14 protein-coding genes and 1 tRNA gene are annotated in these 16,220 nt (G+C 71.1%); 5 read left to right on the top strand and 10 right to left on the bottom strand.

Going from position 1 to position 16,220, the window contains the following annotated elements; translation table 11 throughout:
* Window positions 1–93: 93 nt before the first annotated feature.
* The 4 genes from trhA (at window position 94) to lat (ending at window position 3,036) form a co-directional block, all read left to right on the top strand.
* Window positions 94–744 (top strand): PAQR family membrane homeostasis protein TrhA, encoded by a 651-nt coding sequence (gene trhA, locus ACTWNK_RS35360; RefSeq protein WP_474309262.1) that lies wholly within the window; start codon window positions 94–96, stop codon window positions 742–744.
* Window positions 741–1,106, top strand: a complete 366-nt coding sequence (locus ACTWNK_RS35355) for a PPOX class F420-dependent oxidoreductase (protein ID WP_474309261.1) — start codon at window positions 741–743, stop codon at window positions 1,104–1,106. Before trhA ends, ACTWNK_RS35355 begins: the two co-directional genes overlap by 4 nt.
* 46 nt (window positions 1,107–1,152) lie before the next feature.
* Window positions 1,153–1,686, top strand: coding sequence for an HdeD family acid-resistance protein (locus ACTWNK_RS35350; RefSeq protein WP_474309260.1), 534 nt, complete (start codon window positions 1,153–1,155; stop codon window positions 1,684–1,686).
* A 75-nt stretch (window positions 1,687–1,761) separates the two neighbouring features.
* Complete coding sequence (gene lat / locus ACTWNK_RS35345) at window positions 1,762–3,036, top strand: L-lysine 6-transaminase (protein ID WP_474309259.1); 1,275 nt, start codon at window positions 1,762–1,764, stop codon at window positions 3,034–3,036.
* Window positions 3,037–3,293: 257 nt separating this feature from the next.
* Here lat and ACTWNK_RS35340 read toward each other — a convergent pair whose 3' ends face one another.
* From ACTWNK_RS35340 to ACTWNK_RS35305, 8 genes are all read right to left on the bottom strand, one after another.
* A complete protein-coding gene (locus ACTWNK_RS35340) occupies window positions 3,294–3,518 on the bottom strand; it encodes a helix-turn-helix domain-containing protein (RefSeq protein WP_474309258.1) in 225 nt (74 codons plus the stop codon).
* A gap of 151 nt (window positions 3,519–3,669) precedes the next feature.
* A tRNA-His gene (locus tag ACTWNK_RS35335) sits at window positions 3,670–3,745 on the bottom strand.
* Window positions 3,746–3,828: 83 nt separating this feature from the next.
* Entirely contained in the window at window positions 3,829–4,449 is a 621-nt protein-coding gene (gene orn / locus ACTWNK_RS35330; protein WP_474309257.1) for an oligoribonuclease, read from the bottom strand.
* Window positions 4,450–4,515: 66 nt separating this feature from the next.
* On the bottom strand, window positions 4,516–5,862 hold the full coding sequence (locus tag ACTWNK_RS35325) for a DUF2510 domain-containing protein (RefSeq protein ID WP_474309256.1): 1,347 nt from the start codon (window positions 5,860–5,862) through the stop codon (window positions 4,516–4,518).
* A gap of 134 nt (window positions 5,863–5,996) precedes the next feature.
* Window positions 5,997–7,550, bottom strand: coding sequence for a protein kinase family protein (locus ACTWNK_RS35320; RefSeq protein WP_474309255.1), 1,554 nt, complete (start codon window positions 7,548–7,550; stop codon window positions 5,997–5,999).
* A 42-nt stretch (window positions 7,551–7,592) separates the two neighbouring features.
* Window positions 7,593–9,245 (bottom strand): serine/threonine-protein kinase, encoded by a 1,653-nt coding sequence (locus ACTWNK_RS35315; protein WP_474311077.1) that lies wholly within the window; start codon window positions 9,243–9,245, stop codon window positions 7,593–7,595.
* A gap of 104 nt (window positions 9,246–9,349) precedes the next feature.
* The gene (locus tag ACTWNK_RS35310) at window positions 9,350–11,665 is read right to left on the bottom strand and encodes a serine/threonine-protein kinase (RefSeq protein ID WP_474309254.1); all 2,316 of its coding nucleotides are present in this window, start codon (window positions 11,663–11,665) and stop codon (window positions 9,350–9,352) included.
* A gap of 90 nt (window positions 11,666–11,755) precedes the next feature.
* The gene (locus ACTWNK_RS35305) at window positions 11,756–12,394 is read right to left on the bottom strand and encodes a pyridoxamine 5'-phosphate oxidase family protein (protein WP_474309253.1); all 639 of its coding nucleotides are present in this window, start codon (window positions 12,392–12,394) and stop codon (window positions 11,756–11,758) included.
* A 69-nt stretch (window positions 12,395–12,463) separates the two neighbouring features.
* On the opposite strand from ACTWNK_RS35305, the gene pdxR reads away from it, so the two are divergent.
* Entirely contained in the window at window positions 12,464–13,867 is a 1,404-nt protein-coding gene (pdxR, locus tag ACTWNK_RS35300; RefSeq protein WP_474311076.1) for a MocR-like pyridoxine biosynthesis transcription factor PdxR, read from the top strand.
* 79 nt (window positions 13,868–13,946) lie between these two features.
* Here pdxR and ACTWNK_RS35295 read toward each other — a convergent pair whose 3' ends face one another.
* Entirely contained in the window at window positions 13,947–15,149 is a 1,203-nt protein-coding gene (locus tag ACTWNK_RS35295; protein WP_474309252.1) for a DegT/DnrJ/EryC1/StrS family aminotransferase, read from the bottom strand.
* A gap of 7 nt (window positions 15,150–15,156) precedes the next feature.
* Window positions 15,157–16,194, bottom strand: coding sequence for a GNAT family N-acetyltransferase (locus ACTWNK_RS35290; RefSeq protein WP_474309251.1), 1,038 nt, complete (start codon window positions 16,192–16,194; stop codon window positions 15,157–15,159).
* Between the last annotated feature and the right edge of the window lie 26 nt (window positions 16,195–16,220).

The following is a 16,220-nucleotide window of genomic DNA, read 5'->3' as shown; positions in this document are numbered from 1 at the left end:
GCGGGCGTCAGGACAAAGCGGGGACGCAGGGTGGGGGAAAGTGTAGCGAACGTCATAACCTACGGAGGCGTAAGTTACGTTAACGTAGGTTGCATGACGAGCGCAGTACTCATCAAGCCGAGACTCAGAGGATGGCTGCACACCGGCGCGCTTCCGTTCGCGCTGGTCGCCGGGTTCGCCCTGGTCGCACTCGGCCCCACCCTCCAGGCCCGCCTGGCGGCGGCCGTCTACGCCATCACCTCCGGCCTGCTCTTCGGCATCTCGGCCACCTACCACAGGGGCACGCTCGGTCCCCGGCTGGCCGAGTTCCTGCGCAGGTTCGACCACGCCAACATCTATCTGATCATCGCCGGGACCTACACGCCGTTCGCGCTGCTCGCGCTCGAAGGGGTGCCCAGGGTGGCCGTGCTGACCGTCATCTGGGGCGGCGCGACGGCCGGTGTGCTGTTCCGCGTGTTCTGGATGGGCGCGCCGCGCTGGCTCTACACCGCGCTGTACCTCGGGCTCGGCTGGACCGCGGTCTTCGTCATGCCGCAACTGCTGGCGGGCGCGGGCGTCCTGGCCGTCGTGCTGGTGGCCGTCGGCGGCATCCTCTACAGCGCGGGAGCCGTCGTGTACGGCCTGCGCAGGCCCGATCCGTCGCCGAGCTGGTTCGGTTTCCACGAGGTCTTCCACGCCTTCACCCTCGCCGCCTACCTGGTGCAGTACATCGCGGTCTCGATTGTGGTCTACTCCCACCTGTGAGCCTTGGAGCTGAGCAGTACGTTTCGGTGACCACCTTCCGCCGGGACGGCACACCCGTCGCGACGCCCGTCTGGGTGGCGGAGGACGGGGAGGCGCTGGTGTTCTGGACGGTGACCGACTCGGCCAAGGTCAAGCGCATCCGCAACAACCCCCAGGTGACGCTCGCGCCCTGCGACGTGCGCGGCAAGCTGCGCGGCGAGGCCGTCAAGGGCAGGGCCGAACTCCTGGACGCCGAAGGCAGCGAGCGCGTGCGCAGGTTGATCCAGCGCAAGTACGGCTTCCTCGGCTGGGTGACCATGCTCGGCAGCCGGTTGCGCAGGGGGCAGACCGGGACGATTGGCGTGCGCGTCACCGAGATTTGACCCCGTACTGGGCTGATCTCCGCTTCCTTTCGGAAATCACTCCTTTATGGAGCAATGGGGAAGCACGTGGTGGCTCATTCTGATCCGCGGCATCGTCGCGGTCATCTTCGGCATCCTGGCCCTGGTCTGGCCCGGGATCACCGTGTGGACGCTGGTGATCCTCTTCGGCGCCTACTCGCTGGTGGGTGGCGCCTTCGCGCTGTTCGCCGGGTTCAGGGCCGAGTCCGGGTCGAAGGCCGGGCTGATCGTCTCCGGCATTCTGGGCATCCTGACCGGCATCGTGGTCTTCGTGTGGCCGGGCATCACCACGCTCGTGCTGCTCTACATGATCGCGTTCTGGGCGATCTTCACCGGTATCGCGGAGATCGTGGCCGGGATCAAACTGCGCAAGGAGATCACCAACGAGTGGCTGATGATCATCGGTGGCGTGCTCTCGGTGATCTTCGGCCTCCTGCTGCTGGTCTGGCCGGGCTCGGGGGCGCTCGCCCTGGTCTGGCTGATCGGCACGTTCGCCGTCATCTCGGGCATCGCCCTGATCTTCCTCTCCTTCCGGGTGAAGAACCTCGCCTCCAGAGTCTGATCTCGCGGAAATCCTTTCGCATGACCAGCTGAATTTACGGGGATGTACGGCTTGTCGACTCGATGCGGAGGGGACATGGACGTACACGACCGGCTTGCCCGCCACCTACTCGTCGATGGGTACCGGCTGGTGCTCGACCTCGACGCAAGCCAGGGCTCCTGGCTCGTCGACGCCCGCACCGGCCGGCGCTACCTCGACTTCTACAGCTTCTTCGCCTCGGCGCCGCTGGGGGTGAACCCGTTCGGCGCCGACTTCCAGGCCGTGCTCGGCAAGGTGGCCGCCAACAAACCGGCCAACTCCGACCTCTACACCGAGCAGCTGGCCGACTTCGCCGACACCTTCGCCCGGGTCTTCGGCGATCCGGCCCTGCCGCACCTGTTCTTCGTCGAGGGCGGCGCGCTCGCGGTGGAGAACGCGCTCAAGACCGCCTTCGACTGGAAGAGCCGCCGCAACGAGGCCGCGGGTCGCGACCGGGCACTCGGCACGCAGGTCATGCACCTCACCCGTGCCTTCCACGGCCGCAGCGGCTACACGCTCTCGCTCACCAACACCGATCCGGTCAAGACCGATCGCTTCCCACGGTTCGCGTGGCCGAGGATCGACGTGCCCGCCATCCATCTCGGCGACGTCGAGGCCGCCGAGGCCAGAGCGCTCGCCCAGGCGGCCGAGGCGTTCGCCCGCCATCCGCACGACATCGCCTGCTTCATCGCCGAGCCGATCCAGGGCGAGGGCGGCGACAACCACATGCGTCCGGCGTTCCTGCGCGCCATGCAAGCGCTGTGCCACGAGCACGACGCCCTGTTCGTCCTGGACGAGGTCCAGACCGGCGGCGGCACGACCGGCACCCCCTGGGCCTACCAGCAACTCGGCCTGGAGCCCGACGTGGTGGCCTTCGCCAAGAAGATCCAGGTGGGCGGCATCATGGCCGGGCGCAGGGTCGACCTCGTGCCGGACAACGTGTTCGAGGTCTCCGGCCGCATCAACTCCACCTGGGGCGGCGGCCTCGTCGACATGGTCCGCTCCCAGGGCCTGATGGAGATCGTCGAACGCGACTCCCTCATCCCTCGTGCCGCCCGGCTCGGCGTCCGGCTGCTGGAGCGGCTGGCCAAGCTGGAGGCGGACTTCCCCGCGCTGGTCTCGCACGCCAGGGGGCGCGGCTTCATGTGCGCCTTCGACCTGCCGTCCGGGCGGGAGCGCGAGGTCGTCATCGCCCGGCTGCGCGAGGAGGAGGGCGTCCTGGTCCTGCCGTGCGGGGAGCGGTCGGTACGGCTTCGGCCCGCGTTGAACATGGGCGAGGAGGAGCTGGAGCACGGCGTCGCGGCCGTGGCGAAGGTGCTGGAAGGGGTGTAGCCGGGCGCCGGGCATGCCGGAGGGGCCCGGTGGGAGGCGCCGGGCCTTGCGGGGTGGCGTGGAGCTCGGCGGGGCGCAGCGTGTGTCGTGGCACTGCGTTGGTCGAAGCACGGCGTTCGCCGAAGCAGTGCGGGCGACGTGACGGCGGGTGGGCGGAGTCGGCTGGAGGAGCGTGATGGATGGTGGGGGGCCGGCTACGGACAGTGGTCGATGGTGGGCGTGAGCCGTACAGGGCAGGGCGAAGCGGCTCGGTGGGGCTACTCGGGGCGGGCGAGCCAGACGCCGATCGCGGTCACTCGGGAGTCGACGCCGAGCTTGGCGTAGATCCGGTTGACGTGGTTCTTGACGGTTTTCTCGCTGAGAAACAGGTGTTGAGCGATCTGTCCGTTCGACTGGCCTGTCGCGATCAGGTCCATGACCTCGGTCTCGCGTTTGCTCAGCCGTGGGGCGATACGAACATCGCTGGCGTCGTCGAATCTCATCCAGCCTCCGTAGACGAAGACGGTTAGATCGCCGAGGCCCCCGCCCTTCCGGCGTAAGCGGTTGAGAGCGAGCATAACCCTCAATGTGTGCGTTTGCGGAGGATAAGGGAGAAATAAAAGACGGCCGGTCCCGAAGGACCGGCCGCCGACATGGGGTGAGTGAGGGGACTTGAACCCCCGGCATCCAGGACCACAACCTGGCGCTCTGCCAACTGAGCTACACCCACCATGCGCACCGCCGCAGCAGCACATGAAAAGTGTAGCGGTGTTCGGGAGTCATTACGCCACCGAGTTTCCCCCGACGCGTGGATCACCCCTCGGCGGCGCCCTTCGCGGCTTCCTCGACCACGCCCTCGGCCAGCAGGCGGGCGGTGGCGGAGTCCGGGCCTGGCTGGGCGACGAACACGGCCGCGCGGTAGTAACGCAACTCCCTGATGCTCTCGGTGATGTCGGCCAGCGCCCGGTGCCCGCCCTGCTTCTCCGGCGCGGCGAAGTACACCCTGGGGTACCAGCGGCGCACCAGCTCCTTGATCGACGACACGTCGATCATCCGATAGTGCAGATGGGCGTCCACCGCGGGCATGTCGCGCGAGATGAACGTGCGGTCGGTGCCGATCGAGTTCCCGCACAGGGGAGCGCGCTTGGGCTCGGGGATGTGGCTCCTGATGTAGTCCAGCACCATCGACTCGGCCTCGGCCAGCGTGACGCCACCGCCGAGCGCGGGCAGCAGTCCGGACGCGGTGTGCATCTCGCGCACCACGTCCGACATCTGCTCGATCGACTCGGCGGGAGGCTTGATCACGACGTCGACCCCCGCGTCGACCTGGTTCAGCTCGCTGTCGGTGATCACACAGGCCACTTCGACGAGCGCGTCACGGCCGAGGTCGAGCCCGGTCATCTCGCAGTCGATCCAGACCAGAAGGTCACTCATGTACGTGCTCCTCGACCTCGCCCATACGAGCTGTGTTCGCTCGTACAACCCAGGGTAGTGCCCAGTTCAGGACAGGCTGAGCGACTTGAGTACCTGGTTTACAAGGGAAGTGTCCAGATTGTCGGGAACGGAGATGTACATCAGCGCGGGCCGCTGGTCGGCTCCACGGTCGATGACCACGACCGCGCCGCGCTCCTTCTTCCACTTGTAGCCGTTCTTCTCGGCCTCGGCGCTGAAGTCCAGTTCGTACTCCAGGACCCAGGCGTCCCTGTCGCCGACCTTGAACGCCTTGTCGTCGACGATCCGGCGTTCGTGCTTGACCGGGTAGGCCCAGCCGTTGAAGTAGGTGAACACCGTGGCCGTCGTCTCGCGCAGGGTCTTCGGGCCCAGGTAGGGGAAGCTCGGGTGCAGCGGGCCGGTGAAGATGCTGCCGGTCCAGTCGCTCTTGCCGTCGTACTTCGGGTGGGAGACGGCCGACAGCGCGCTCGTCCACTGCTGCTGGTCCGCGCCCGCGTTCACCTGGCCCTCGGGCACCGCCCACGGCGATCCCGGCACGTCGAACGACAGGCCGAGCGTGGGGTCGGTCAGCTTGCCGTCCTGGGGCTGGGGCAGCGGGCCCGACTCGGGGGCCGGTCCCGTCGGGTTGTCGGAGGGCGGCGGCTCGAACTCGTCCGTCGGCCGCTCCTGCGGCAGGGTGAACGTCGGGTCGGGCGTGCTCGGCTGGGCCTGGGGGCGCGTCTGGTTGATCACGAAGAACGCGGCGACCACGATCGCCACCACGACGACGACCGCGCCGACACCGCCCAGGATCCACGGCAACGGACTGCGCCTGGGCGGCTCCCCGCCCCCGAACTCGGGCACCGGCAACTGCGCCGTCCCGCCCCACGCCGGTTGCCCGTACTGCTGCGTCGGCTGGTGCGGCGCTCCCGCCCATCCGCCCGTTCCCGGCCCGGTCTGGGGCCCTTGCTGCCCGTACGGCGTCGCGTAGGGGCCCGAGGGTGCGGGGCCCGTCGGTGGTCCGTAGGGGCCGGGCGGCGGGGCCTGCGGGCCGGACGGCGAGGCGAACCCGCCGGGCGGCGCCTGAGGCCCGGACGCGGTGGACGGTCCGGATGGCCCCGATGGCCCCGATGGCCCCGATGGTGCGGCGAAGGCGCCCTGGGACCGGTGGGGTTCGGACGGCGGCCCGAACGCGCCCGTGCCCGGCGGGGCCGTAGGCCCATGGGCGTCGGGCTGCGGCTGTGCCGGGCCGCCCTCAGGGCCGCCGGACGGTCCTGAGGGCTGCTGTGCGGGCGCGGCGCCGGTCTGCGGCTCCACGGGATGGGTGGCGTCGGTCCACTGGTTCCCGTCCCACCACCGCAGCTGCGGCGAGCCATAGGGGTCCGGGTACCAGCCTGCGGGGGTCTGCGTGGTCATGGCCGCCAGAGTAGTAAGAACCCGAATGCGATGCATTGTCGGCCGAACTACTCACTGCCGCCTTCCTCGGCACTTGTAGGTGAAACCCGCCTGCCGAGGCTCGGCGCCTGGAGGTGGCGCCGGACCTCCGGAACTCAGCACCTGTAGGTGAACGTGGCCTTCCCCGAGATCGGTTTGCCCGACGCCGCAGGCGAGAGCACCTTCAGCGTCGCGGTGCCCTTGAGCGAGCCTTCGCCCTTGACCGCCCAGTTCAGCGTCACAGGATGCGACGTCGTACCCGAGGCGAGCGTGTCGGTCTGCTCGATGGGCTCCCTGCCGTCGCTGAACAGCCACTGGTAGGTGATGCTGCCCGCGGCCCCGTTCGTGGCGATCTTCGCAGTGATCTTGACGGTCTTGCCGCAGCCCTGCGTCTTCTTGGGCGCGCTCACCGAGACCGTGTTCACCACGAGTTCGGGCCCGGACCACCGCCAGAGGAAGGCCAGCACCACGCCCACCACGACGAGAGCCAGGATCGCCGTCGAGACGATCGTGCGCCGCCGCCGCGCGACCGCGGCCCGCTGCCTGCCCTTCGGCTGCACCGTGGCCTGGTCCCTGCCGGTGCGCCAGATCTGCTCGGCGGTCGTCTCCGAAGGCGGCCCGGCAGGCCCGCCCGGCACGCCGGGCCCGAACCGCACGTCGTCGGCCACCCGGGTCCGGTCCGGATCGGCCCCTCCCACCGCCCCGGCGAACGCGGCCCCGGCGAACGCCGCACCGGAGACCGGCGGCCCGGTACGGCTCTCGCCGGGCACGTGGAGCAGGGTGACGATGTCGCCCTCGTCCTGCCTGGCCATCGACTGCGTGGCGACGTCGAGCGCCGACCACCGCCTGGCCAGCTCGGCCAGCCGATCGCGGTGGATGGACCCGCCGGGCAGCGCGTCCCGCCCGGCGAGCAGGGTGTCGCGCGCCGTGGCCAGGCCGTGTGTGGTCGCCGCCGTGGCCGCGCGCTCCAGCAGCGCCGCCGCCTGCGGCGACCCGCTCGCCCACCCGGCGGCCAGCCCTCTGGCCAGCGCCGCCCAGGCCGCCACGTCGTGCGCGGGAGCGGGCTGCGTGCCCCTGATGGCATCGGCGAGACCACGCTCGGACAGCAGCGCGGCCCCGTCGTCGGAGATGACCACGGTGCCCGGGTGCAGCGCGCCGTGCGCCAGGCCCGAGGCGTGCAGGGCGAGCAGCGTCTGGGCGGTCTCGACCAGCACCGCCGCCGCGCTTCCCGCCTCCAGCGGGGTGTTGAGCAGATCGCCGACGCTGGGCGAGACGGCGTGGCCGGTGAGCAGCCACATCTCCGCCCTGCCCGCGACCAGGTCGGCGACCGGTACGAGCCCGGTCACCCCGGCCTGCGCGAGCCGCCTGTCGGCGACGATCGACGCGACGACGCGCTCCCGCGCACCGGGAATCGCGTCGATCCGCGTGTCGAACAGCAGAGCGCCCGCCCTTCGCCCGTCGGGCGTGACGGCGTCGCTCCAGAGGCCGAGTTCGCTGCCACGCGTGCGCGCGGTCAGCCGGAACCCGGAGATGGAGCCCCTGCCCTGCGGGCCCCCGTGGGGGTCGCCGGGCTGCTGGGCCCCGCCGTACGGGCCGGTGGACCCGTACGGCTCGTGGTGTCGTCCCGATCGCGCGTTGGGCGAGTCGGGTGAGGTGGACCTGTCGTTCATCGCCTTCGCCCCCGTGTGCCTCGGCCGGCTACCGCTCGTCGGCTAGCGCCTGCGGCGGTGGCGTCCGGCCACGCGGCGCTTGACCGCAAGTGTGACCGGTACCGCGCCCGACGTCACCAGGCCGAACAGGAGCAACGCCGCGGGCGCGGTGTCGACCCTGAGCAGGGCGACGGCCGTGATGCGCGGGTTGGTGTCGTCCGTGCTGGTCTGGGTCTGGGTGGGCGTCGGGGTGGGCGTGTCGGTCGTCCGGGTGGGCGTCGGCGTCGGGCGCGTCGGCACCACCGTCGGCGCCACGGTGGGCGGTCTCGTGGTCGGCGGCCTGGTCGTCGCCGGCGGGTCGTCCTTGCCGGTCAGGGTGATCGCCGGCTCGGGCGAGGGCGGTGGGCTGGCCGGCGGCACGGTCTTGGTCTTGGTCGCCGTGGGCGTCGGCTTGGGCGACTTGGTCTTGGTCGGCTTGGGGCTCGGCCTGACCGGCGGTGCGACGCTCACGCCCTGGCTGGGCTTGACGGTGGGCGTCGTGGTGCTCGGCGTGGGCTCGGGCTCCTCGCTGGGTGCGACGATCTCCTCGGTCGGCTCCTCCGACGGCTCCTCGCTCGGCGCCTCGATGAGCGAGGGCGGCGCGCTGGGCGTCACCTTGGAGCTCTGCGAGGTGAGCGCGGGATCGTCGTCACTGGCGCCGCTGAGCACCATGGCGCCGATCGCGGTGATCACACCGATGACGGCGACGCCGACGAGGATCTTCACACCGAGCTTGGCGAGCAGGCCGGAAGGCTCGGGCAGCGTCGTCTGGTGCAGCGACGTGCTCGCGTCCGGCACCCCGCCGTCACCGGGGAAGGGCAGCAGCAGCAGTCCGGCCAGCTTGGCCAGCCGACGCCTGCCCTTCTCCTCCCAGTCCGACCCGTAGGCGCCGATCGCGATGACTTCCAGTTCGTTCAGGAAGTCCTCGGCGGAAGCGGGCCGCTCGGCCGGGTGCTTGGCCAGGCCGCGTTCGACCAGCCCCTGCACCGGTCCGGGCACCTCTTCGATCGGCGGCGGCGCCGAGGTGTGCTGACGGGCCAGAGCGGCGATGTTCGGCGCGCGGAAGGGCCTGGTGCCCGTCAGCGCCTCGAAGAACACCACGGTCGCCGCGTAGACGTCGGTCGAGGGCGAGGCGGGCCCGCCCGACCACTGCTCGGGCGCCATGTACGGCGGTGTGCCCGCGGGCACGTCGCTCTCGCCCGAACGTACGGCGATGCCGAAGTCGACGAGCTTGCTGACGCCGTCGCCCTGGACGATGACGTTCTCCGGCTTGAAGTCGCGGTGCACCACGCCGATCGCGTGCGCCGCTGCCAGACCTTGCAAGGCGCCCTTGAGCACCGAGAGGGCGGCTTCGGGTCCGGTCGGGCCCTTGGAGCGCATGAGCGCACGCAGGGCGACGCCGTCGACGGCCTCCATGACGATGGCCGAACCGTTGCTGTCCTCGATGTAGTCGATCAGTCGTGCGTTGTGCGGGCTGCGCATCGTGCCGAGCAGCCTGGCCTCGTGCCTGAACCTGGCCACGAACCCCATGTCGGATCGCAGCTCTTCAGAGAGGTACTTGATAGCGACTTCGGCACCATCGGAGTCCCGGCGGGCAAGTACCACTCTGCCCGCCGACCCGGCCCCGAGCTCACGAATCTCGGTATAGCCGGGGACCCCCCAATGCCGTTCCGGCATCCCGTTCATAACGGTCTCCTGTCTCAGGGCCCCCACCCACATCAGACGGAACCGTAGCGTAGCGGCGCTAACTTGAATCCGACTTGCAATATCGCGTATTTCACTCAAACGGGCATAGACGCCGACTCCGGCTCGTCCTCATTTGGTGTTTCGGACGGCTCAGAACACGGCTCCGTCTCGCCTCTCCTGGTCGCATCGCCGTTGGCCGCCCGGGGCGTGGTGCCTGCGGTGACGGTCCATGTGGAGCCGCACGGCACCCGTCCGGCGGGCACCGAGACCGTCCTGGTGTAGGAGGTCGCGCCGGACAACTCGATCTCCTGGGCGCCGAGCCCGCGTTCGCCGACCGCGAAACTCACCGCCAGCCGTACGGGCTGTTCGTCGCCTGTCGAGACCGAGACGACGGTGGTGAGGCCGTTCGGGGTGAGCGAGGCCCGGGTGATCTCCACGGCTCGGACGACGGCCGGGCAGCTCACCCTGGACTCGGCGCTGGAGCGTTCGTCGCCCGCGCGCACGACGACGCTCACCGTGCTGCCGCACGGCCTGGACTCGAAGGTGTGGGAGAGGGAGACGGAGTAGCTCCTGCGGCCCGACAACTCGTAGCTCTCGGCCGCGACCCGCTTGCCGTCGAGCAGGATCTCGGCCTCGGCCTTGACCAGGCCCGTGCCGCCGGCCTGGATACGGGCGCCTCCCGTGACGCCTCTGCCCGGCGCCTCGGCCACCGAGAGCGAGGCGTCGATCCCCGTCACGCGGGTCGGGCAGGCGGGCACGTCGAGCGCGACGGTCCTGGCGCCGCCCGGGGCCGCGGGCACGGTCGTGACGGTCAGTGCGACCGGCTTGCCGCACGGCTGTTCGCCAAGGTCGTGGGAGAGCGTGCGCGCGTAGGAGCGTGCGCCGGTCAGCGTCACCCGCTGGGTGTGGACGAGCTGCCCCGACACGGCGTAGGCCGCGCTCACCTTGATCGGCTTCGTGCCCGTCGTCCTGAGCGTCAGCCGCGAGGAGGCCACACCCGCCTCACTCACCGACAGGCCGCCCAGCCCCAGCGTCGACACCTGCGTGACCGGCGTCGGGGTGGGTGTGGGGGTCGGGGTCGGCGTGGGGGTCGGGGTGGGCGTAGGTGTGGGGGTGGGCGTCGGGGTCGGCGTGGTGGAGGGCGTCGGGGTGGGTGTCGGCGTGGGGGTCGGGGTGGGCGTCGCCGGTGGTGGGCTGGAGCCGCCGCCTCCGTTCGCCGGGTCGCTGTCCGACGGCGTGGGTGTCGGCGTGGGCGTGGGCGTCGGCTCGGCGCTCGGCGTGAACACCTCGTCGGGGCTCGGCAGGCCGGGCGGCGAAGGCGCGATCGCGGCCGTCTTGACCGTCGGCTCGGGCGGGCGCTGCGAAGCCAGCACGTACGCGGTGACGCCTCCGGCCACCACCACGGCCGCCGTGGCGATGACCAGCTTGCCGACATTGCGCCTGGCCGCGCCCAGCGCCGTGCGCAGCCCGGTCCCCACCCGGGCCCCGAGCACCGACTGGTAGAGCGAACTCGACGTCGCGGGCGTCACCGCGGACTGGATCGGCAGCAGCAGCGCCAGCAGCCCGACCAGCGCGGCGAGCCTGCGCCTGCCGCGCTCCTCCCACTCCTCGCCGTAGGCGTCTGCGGCCACCCGCTCCAGCTCGATCACGAAGGCCAGCGCCCCGGCCGGGCGTTCGGCCGGGTCCTTGGCCATCCCGCGCAGGATCAGCTCGCGCACCGGCTCGGGCGCGTCGTGCGCCGGGATCGGCGCGTGCATGTGCTGGTACCCGAGCACACTCGGCTCGGTCGAACGGTAGGGCCTGTGCCCGGTCAGGCACTCGAAGAAGACGGTGGTCGCCGCGTAGACGTCGGTCGCGGGCGTGGCCTGCCCGCCCTCCCACTGCTCGGGCGCCATGTACGGCGGCGTGCCCGTCGCCTCGTTGACCGTGCCCTGCCGTACGGCGATGCCGAAGTCGACCAGCTTGCTGGCGCCATCGGCCTGGACGATGACGTTCTCGGGCTTGTAGTCGCGGTGCACGAGACCGGTCGAGTGCGCGTGCGCGAGACCGAGCAGCGAGCCCTTGAGCACGACGAGCGCGGCCTCGGGACCGGTCTCGCCGTGCTCGCGCAGCAGGGCGCGCAGCGAGACGCCGTTGACCAGCTCCATGACGATCGCCGCGCCCCTGGGATCCTGGTGGTACTCCCACAGCCTGGCGATGTTGTCGTCACGCAGCTCCACCAGGAGCCTGGCCTCCGCCTGGAACCTGGCCAGCCAGGCGGGATCGTGGCGCAGCCGTTCGGACAGGTACTTGACGGCCACGTCGGTGCCCGACTCGTCGTGCCGCGCGAGCACGACCCTGCCGCTTGCGCCGTGACCGAGCTGTCGTGCCTCGGTGTAGCCCGGGACACTCCACTCACCGGTGGCCGCCATGTCGATCTCCTGTCAGGAGGTGGGGCTCACCTGTATGAGACGTGTGGAACGCCGACTTGGTTGGCGAAGGTGGCTCCCGATCGTATGGAACTACCGTCTGGCGGTGATGTGAACAGGTATGTCGTATCGGTCGGTCATCTTCGGGTCCGGCTCGGCCGCGCCGAACCCGGTCAGGGTGGGCAGCACCCCGGCCCAGATCGGCAGCCCGTAGTCCTCCGGCTCGTCGTTCGGCGGCCCCTGGCGTACCTTCACCGAGGCCTCCGCCAGCGACAACGCCACGACCGAGGTGGCGGCGAGCTCCTTGCGGGTGGGCCTGCGCGCGTAGTCCCACTGGCCGGGCGCCATCTGCTCGGTCAGCGCGCGCAGCCCTTCGAGCCGCTCGTCCTCGTCGGTGACCAGGCGGGCCTCGCCGTAGATCATGGCGCAGCGGTAGTTCATCGAGTGGTTGAACACCGAGCGGGCCAGCACGACGCCGTCGATGTGGGTCACGGTCACGCACACCTGGGCGCCGCCGCCCGCGCGCAGCGACCTGGCGCCGGTGGAGCCGTGCAGGTAGAGGGTGTCGTCGATCCGGCCGTAGCCGGTCGGCACGACCATCGGGTGCCCGTCGGTCACGACGCCGAGATGGCAGATGAACCCCGCGTCGAGCACGGCATAGAGGTCGGATCTGTCGGTGCGCGCCCGGACCTTCTCACGGCCGAGTGTGGTGCGGGGTGTGGTGGAGAGCATGCGTCTCATCCTGCCCGGCGAGTGGCTTGTAGATTAGAGCCACTATCAGCCTGTTCATGGAGACCACTTCTGGTGCGCACCACCGTCGACCTGCCCATCTCCCTCACCCGAGAGCTCGGCGTCCCGCTGGCCACCCAGCTGGGCGACCGGCTGCGCGCCGCCATGCGCACGGGCACGGTGGCCTCCGGCGAGCGCCTGCCCTCCACCCGGGCGCTGGCCGCCCAGCTCGGCGTCAGCCGTACGGTCGTCACCGAGGCGTTCCAGCAGCTGTACGCCGAGGGCTGGCTCGAAGGCAGGCACGGCTCGGGGACATACGTGGCCGTGCTCGACGACGCGGCGCACGCGGCCCTGGCCACGCCCCAGCCACAGGAGGAGCCCCTCCAGCCCACCGACGCTGGCCCGCCGCGCGGCGGCGTGATCGACCTGACCCCGGGCAGCCCATGGGTACGCGACTACGACGAGGCGGCCTGGCGCAGAGCCTGGCGCAAGGCCGCCGACCTGCCGCCCGGCGACGACCCCGACCCCTACGGCCTGCCGGTCCTCAGACGCCTGCTGGCCGACCACCTGCGCCGGGTCAGGGCGGTGCCCGCCGGACTGGCGAACGTCCTGGTCACCAGGGGCACCGGCAACGGTCTCGACCTGGTGGCGATGGCCCTGCTCGGACCGGGCGCCAGGGCGGGCGTTGAGGACCCGGGCTACCGCGTGGCGCGCAACGTGTTCGCCGCCAGGGGGGCCGAGGTCGTGGCCTGTCCCGTCGACGCCGAAGGTGTGATCGTCGAGGCGCTCCCCGACGACCTGAAGGTGCTCTACACGACGCCCGCGCACCAGTACCCCATGGGCGGGCGGCTGCCGATCGGCCGCAGGGAACGGCTGCTGGCCTGGGCCAGGCGCACGGGCGCCGTCGTGGTCGAGGACGACTACGACGCGGAGTTCCGCTACGACGTGGCGCCGCTGCCCGCCCTGTACGGCCTCGATCCCGGCAGGGTCGTCCTGCTCGGCACGCTGTCGAAGTCGCTGGCGCCGGACGTCGGGGTCGGCTGGCTGGTCGGGGAGCAGGCCCTGCTGCGGCGCATCGCCGGGATCAGGGACGAGCTGGCCGACCGGACGAGCGGCCCCGTCCAGCAGGCCGTGGCCACCCTGCTCGGCCGGGGCGACCTGGAACGCCACCTGCGCCGGATGCGGCTGGAGTACGCCCGTCGCCGCAGTGTCGTGGTGGAGACGCTAGGCCCCGTCGCCACCCTGCACGGCGTCACCGCCGGGCTGCACGTGCTGGCCGAACTGCCGAAGGCCGTCGTCGCGGGCGTCGTGCGCGAGGCCGAGGCACACGGCGTCCTGCTCGACACCACCACACGCCACCACCTGGGCGCCGAACGGGTCCACGGACTGGTCATCGGCTACGGCTCAGCCTCACTCGCCGACGTCCGCAGGGGCTGCACCCTCCTGGCCGGCCTGATCGCCAGGGCACGCGCTTAAGCATGCGCCCGACGTCCGCAGGGGCTGCACACTGCCGGTCGGCCTGATCACGAGGGCGTGTACCTGAAGCATGTGCCCGTCAGGGAAGCGGGCGCTCCGGCGCGGGCTGTTGGCGCAGGAGGACCGGCAGTGCCCTGGCCGCGTACATCGGGTCGACCGGCAGCACGTGCCTGGCCCACCAGCGTGCCGCGCCGGGATCGGGTGAAGGTTCGGTGAACCCGGGCGCGTAGTCGTCGTAGGGCGGGTCGTACAGATAGCCGGTCGCGACGCCACGCCGTTCCAGCTCGGCGATGGCCGCGTCCCGGTCGGCCACCAGCAGCGGCACCCGGAACAGCGGCTGGTCGAGCTGGTCGAGCACACCGGCGGCCACGGTCGGCAGCGCGGCCAGCATGGCCACGCCCTCCAGCCTGCGCGCCCGATCTCCGGCCACCTTGGCGGTGCGCCGCGTCTGGTACCAGCGGGCGACCCGGCCCCGGCGCGAGCGGTAGTCGTGCAGGTCGGCCCGCACCCAGCCGTCGAAGGGCGGCAGCTGCGGAATGCTCACCTGCGCCTTGGCCAGCGCCTCGGCCCGCACCGCGATGCGATAGCCGTCGCGCTTCTCCTCCAGGCCGAGCAGCCTGGTCATGCGCAGCGCCGGACGGACCAGGCCCAGCCGGAGCGCGGCCTGCCTGGCCATCGAGGAGCCTACGCTCAGCAGCTCGCGATGCAGCGCGCCGGGCCGCAGCAGCAGGTCGCGCTCGCGTTCGAGGGCGGCGAGTTCGGCGGCGTCCCGCACGACGAGCACACCGCCGGACCCGGCGGCCGGATGCTTGGACAGGCTGAAGACCCCCGCCTGGCCGAACGTGCCCAGCGGACGACCGCCCACCGACGTCTCCATGGCATGGGCGACGTCCTCGATGAGGATCTTGCCCGACAGCGCGGCCACGTCGTCGGGCAGGCCGTACAGGTTCGTGGTGAGGACCGCGTCGACGGAGGTGAGGTCGATCCTGGTGGTGTCGATGTTGCCGTCGCGCGGCGACAGCGGCGCGATGACCGGGTGCAGCCCGGCGGCCAGCACCAGGAAGAGGATCTCGTCGGCCGAGATCGGCGACATCAGCAGCCGCTGCCCCGGCGTGCACCAGTGGCGCAGCGCGAGGTAGAGGCCGAGGCGGTTGGAGGGCAGCAGCAGCGCGTGCCTGCCCGTGCGCTCGGCGATGGCCCTTTCGGGGGTCGCGGGCGCGTTCCTGCGCGGCCGGGGCGTCACGATGGGATCGGTGAGGTCATGCCTGCTCTGAACCGTCATCCCGGACTCAGGACTGCAGGGCGGTGCGCAGCCGCCCGTAGGTCTTCAGCGCCTTGTCGGCGGTCTTCAGCAGCAGGGGATTGGCCATCACGGTGGCCCGGGTCTTGCGCAGCGGCACCCTGACCACCCAGTGCACGCCCGCGCCCGCGCTGATGCGCGCGATCCGGCCTTCGGCGACGTAGTGCTCGCCGTTCTTCAGCTTCTCCTTGTACTCCTTCTCGCCTCTGCCCATGTCGATGACCTTGATCCCGGCCGCCGCCGCCTCCTCGGCCATCGCCAGGTGGTGGATCAGCCCGGGGGAGTACTTGGCGTAGGCGGTGTCGTAGGCGGGGAACCAGCCGACCATCGTGTCGCGGGTGCGCAGCCCGAAGTGCCCGGCCATCGGCACGTCGTCGACGTAGAGCATGTCGAGCACGCCGGCGAACGTCTCCGACCTGGTCGCCAGCAGCCGCTCGACCAGCTCCACGATCCACTTGTGCGCGAACCTGTCGGTGCGGCCGGTGCGACGGTACTGGTCGGTCTTCCAGGCCAGCAGCGTGCGCAGCGGTTCGAGGTCGGTCGTGCCGAAGTCGTGGCGCAGCGGCCCGACGTCACGCTGGAGCTTGCGCGACTTGTAGACCGTGGACTTGTACGTCTTGCCGGACTGCTTCTTGATGGCCTCGGTGTAGGCCTCGAACCCGTCGCTCATGTCGATCAGCGGGGACGGGTGGCGCTCGTGGCGCTCGGGCAGGATCGCCTGCGTGGTGAGCAGGTGGTCGAACTCGAAGACGTTGAGCCCGCACTGCCTGATGAGCCTGCGGGCGTCGAGGTCGATGCCCTTGGCGTGGACCATGCCCTGCGCGTCGGTCAGCCCGGCCGCGACCGGCTTGCCGATGCCCAGCGGGTGCCGCTCGAAGGGCAGGAAGCCCACGATCTGCGGCCCGTCGTGCAGCACGGCGACCCTCACGTGCTCGCGCAGGTCGCCGACGGCGATCGTGAACTCGGGCGAGAGGAACGGATTGTCGAAGGCCGGGTCGGCCTCCTGGAGAGCCCGCCAGCGGGTCACTTCAGGTTCCCCCAGGTCACGGGGGT

It is taken from the genome of Nonomuraea sp. IBHARD001, assembly GCF_056106265.1.
This window is presented reverse-complemented; position numbering and strand designations above follow the sequence as displayed.

Bases quoted from the DNA above. Each gene is read 5' to 3' on its own strand.
- trhA (WP_474309262.1), top strand. From the start codon at position 94: ATGACGAGCGCAGTACTCATCAAGCCGAGACTCAGAGGATGGCTGCAC.
- ACTWNK_RS35350 (WP_474309260.1), top strand. From the start codon at position 1,153: ATGGAGCAATGGGGAAGCACGTGGTGGCTCATTCTGATCCGCGGCATC.
- lat (WP_474309259.1), top strand. From the start codon at position 1,762: ATGGACGTACACGACCGGCTTGCCCGCCACCTACTCGTCGATGGGTAC.
- ACTWNK_RS35340 (WP_474309258.1), bottom strand. From the start codon at position 3,518: ATGAGATTCGACGACGCCAGCGATGTTCGTATCGCCCCACGGCTGAGC.
- orn (WP_474309257.1), bottom strand. From the start codon at position 4,449: ATGAGTGACCTTCTGGTCTGGATCGACTGCGAGATGACCGGGCTCGAC.
- ACTWNK_RS35325 (WP_474309256.1), bottom strand. From the start codon at position 5,862: ATGACCACGCAGACCCCCGCAGGCTGGTACCCGGACCCCTATGGCTCG.
- ACTWNK_RS35320 (WP_474309255.1), bottom strand. From the start codon at position 7,550: ATGAACGACAGGTCCACCTCACCCGACTCGCCCAACGCGCGATCGGGA.
- ACTWNK_RS35315 (WP_474311077.1), bottom strand. From the start codon at position 9,245: ATGCCGGAACGGCATTGGGGGGTCCCCGGCTATACCGAGATTCGTGAG.
- ACTWNK_RS35310 (WP_474309254.1), bottom strand. From the start codon at position 11,665: ATGGCGGCCACCGGTGAGTGGAGTGTCCCGGGCTACACCGAGGCACGA.
- ACTWNK_RS35305 (WP_474309253.1), bottom strand. From the start codon at position 12,394: ATGCTCTCCACCACACCCCGCACCACACTCGGCCGTGAGAAGGTCCGG.
- ACTWNK_RS35295 (WP_474309252.1), bottom strand. From the start codon at position 15,149: ATGACGGTTCAGAGCAGGCATGACCTCACCGATCCCATCGTGACGCCC.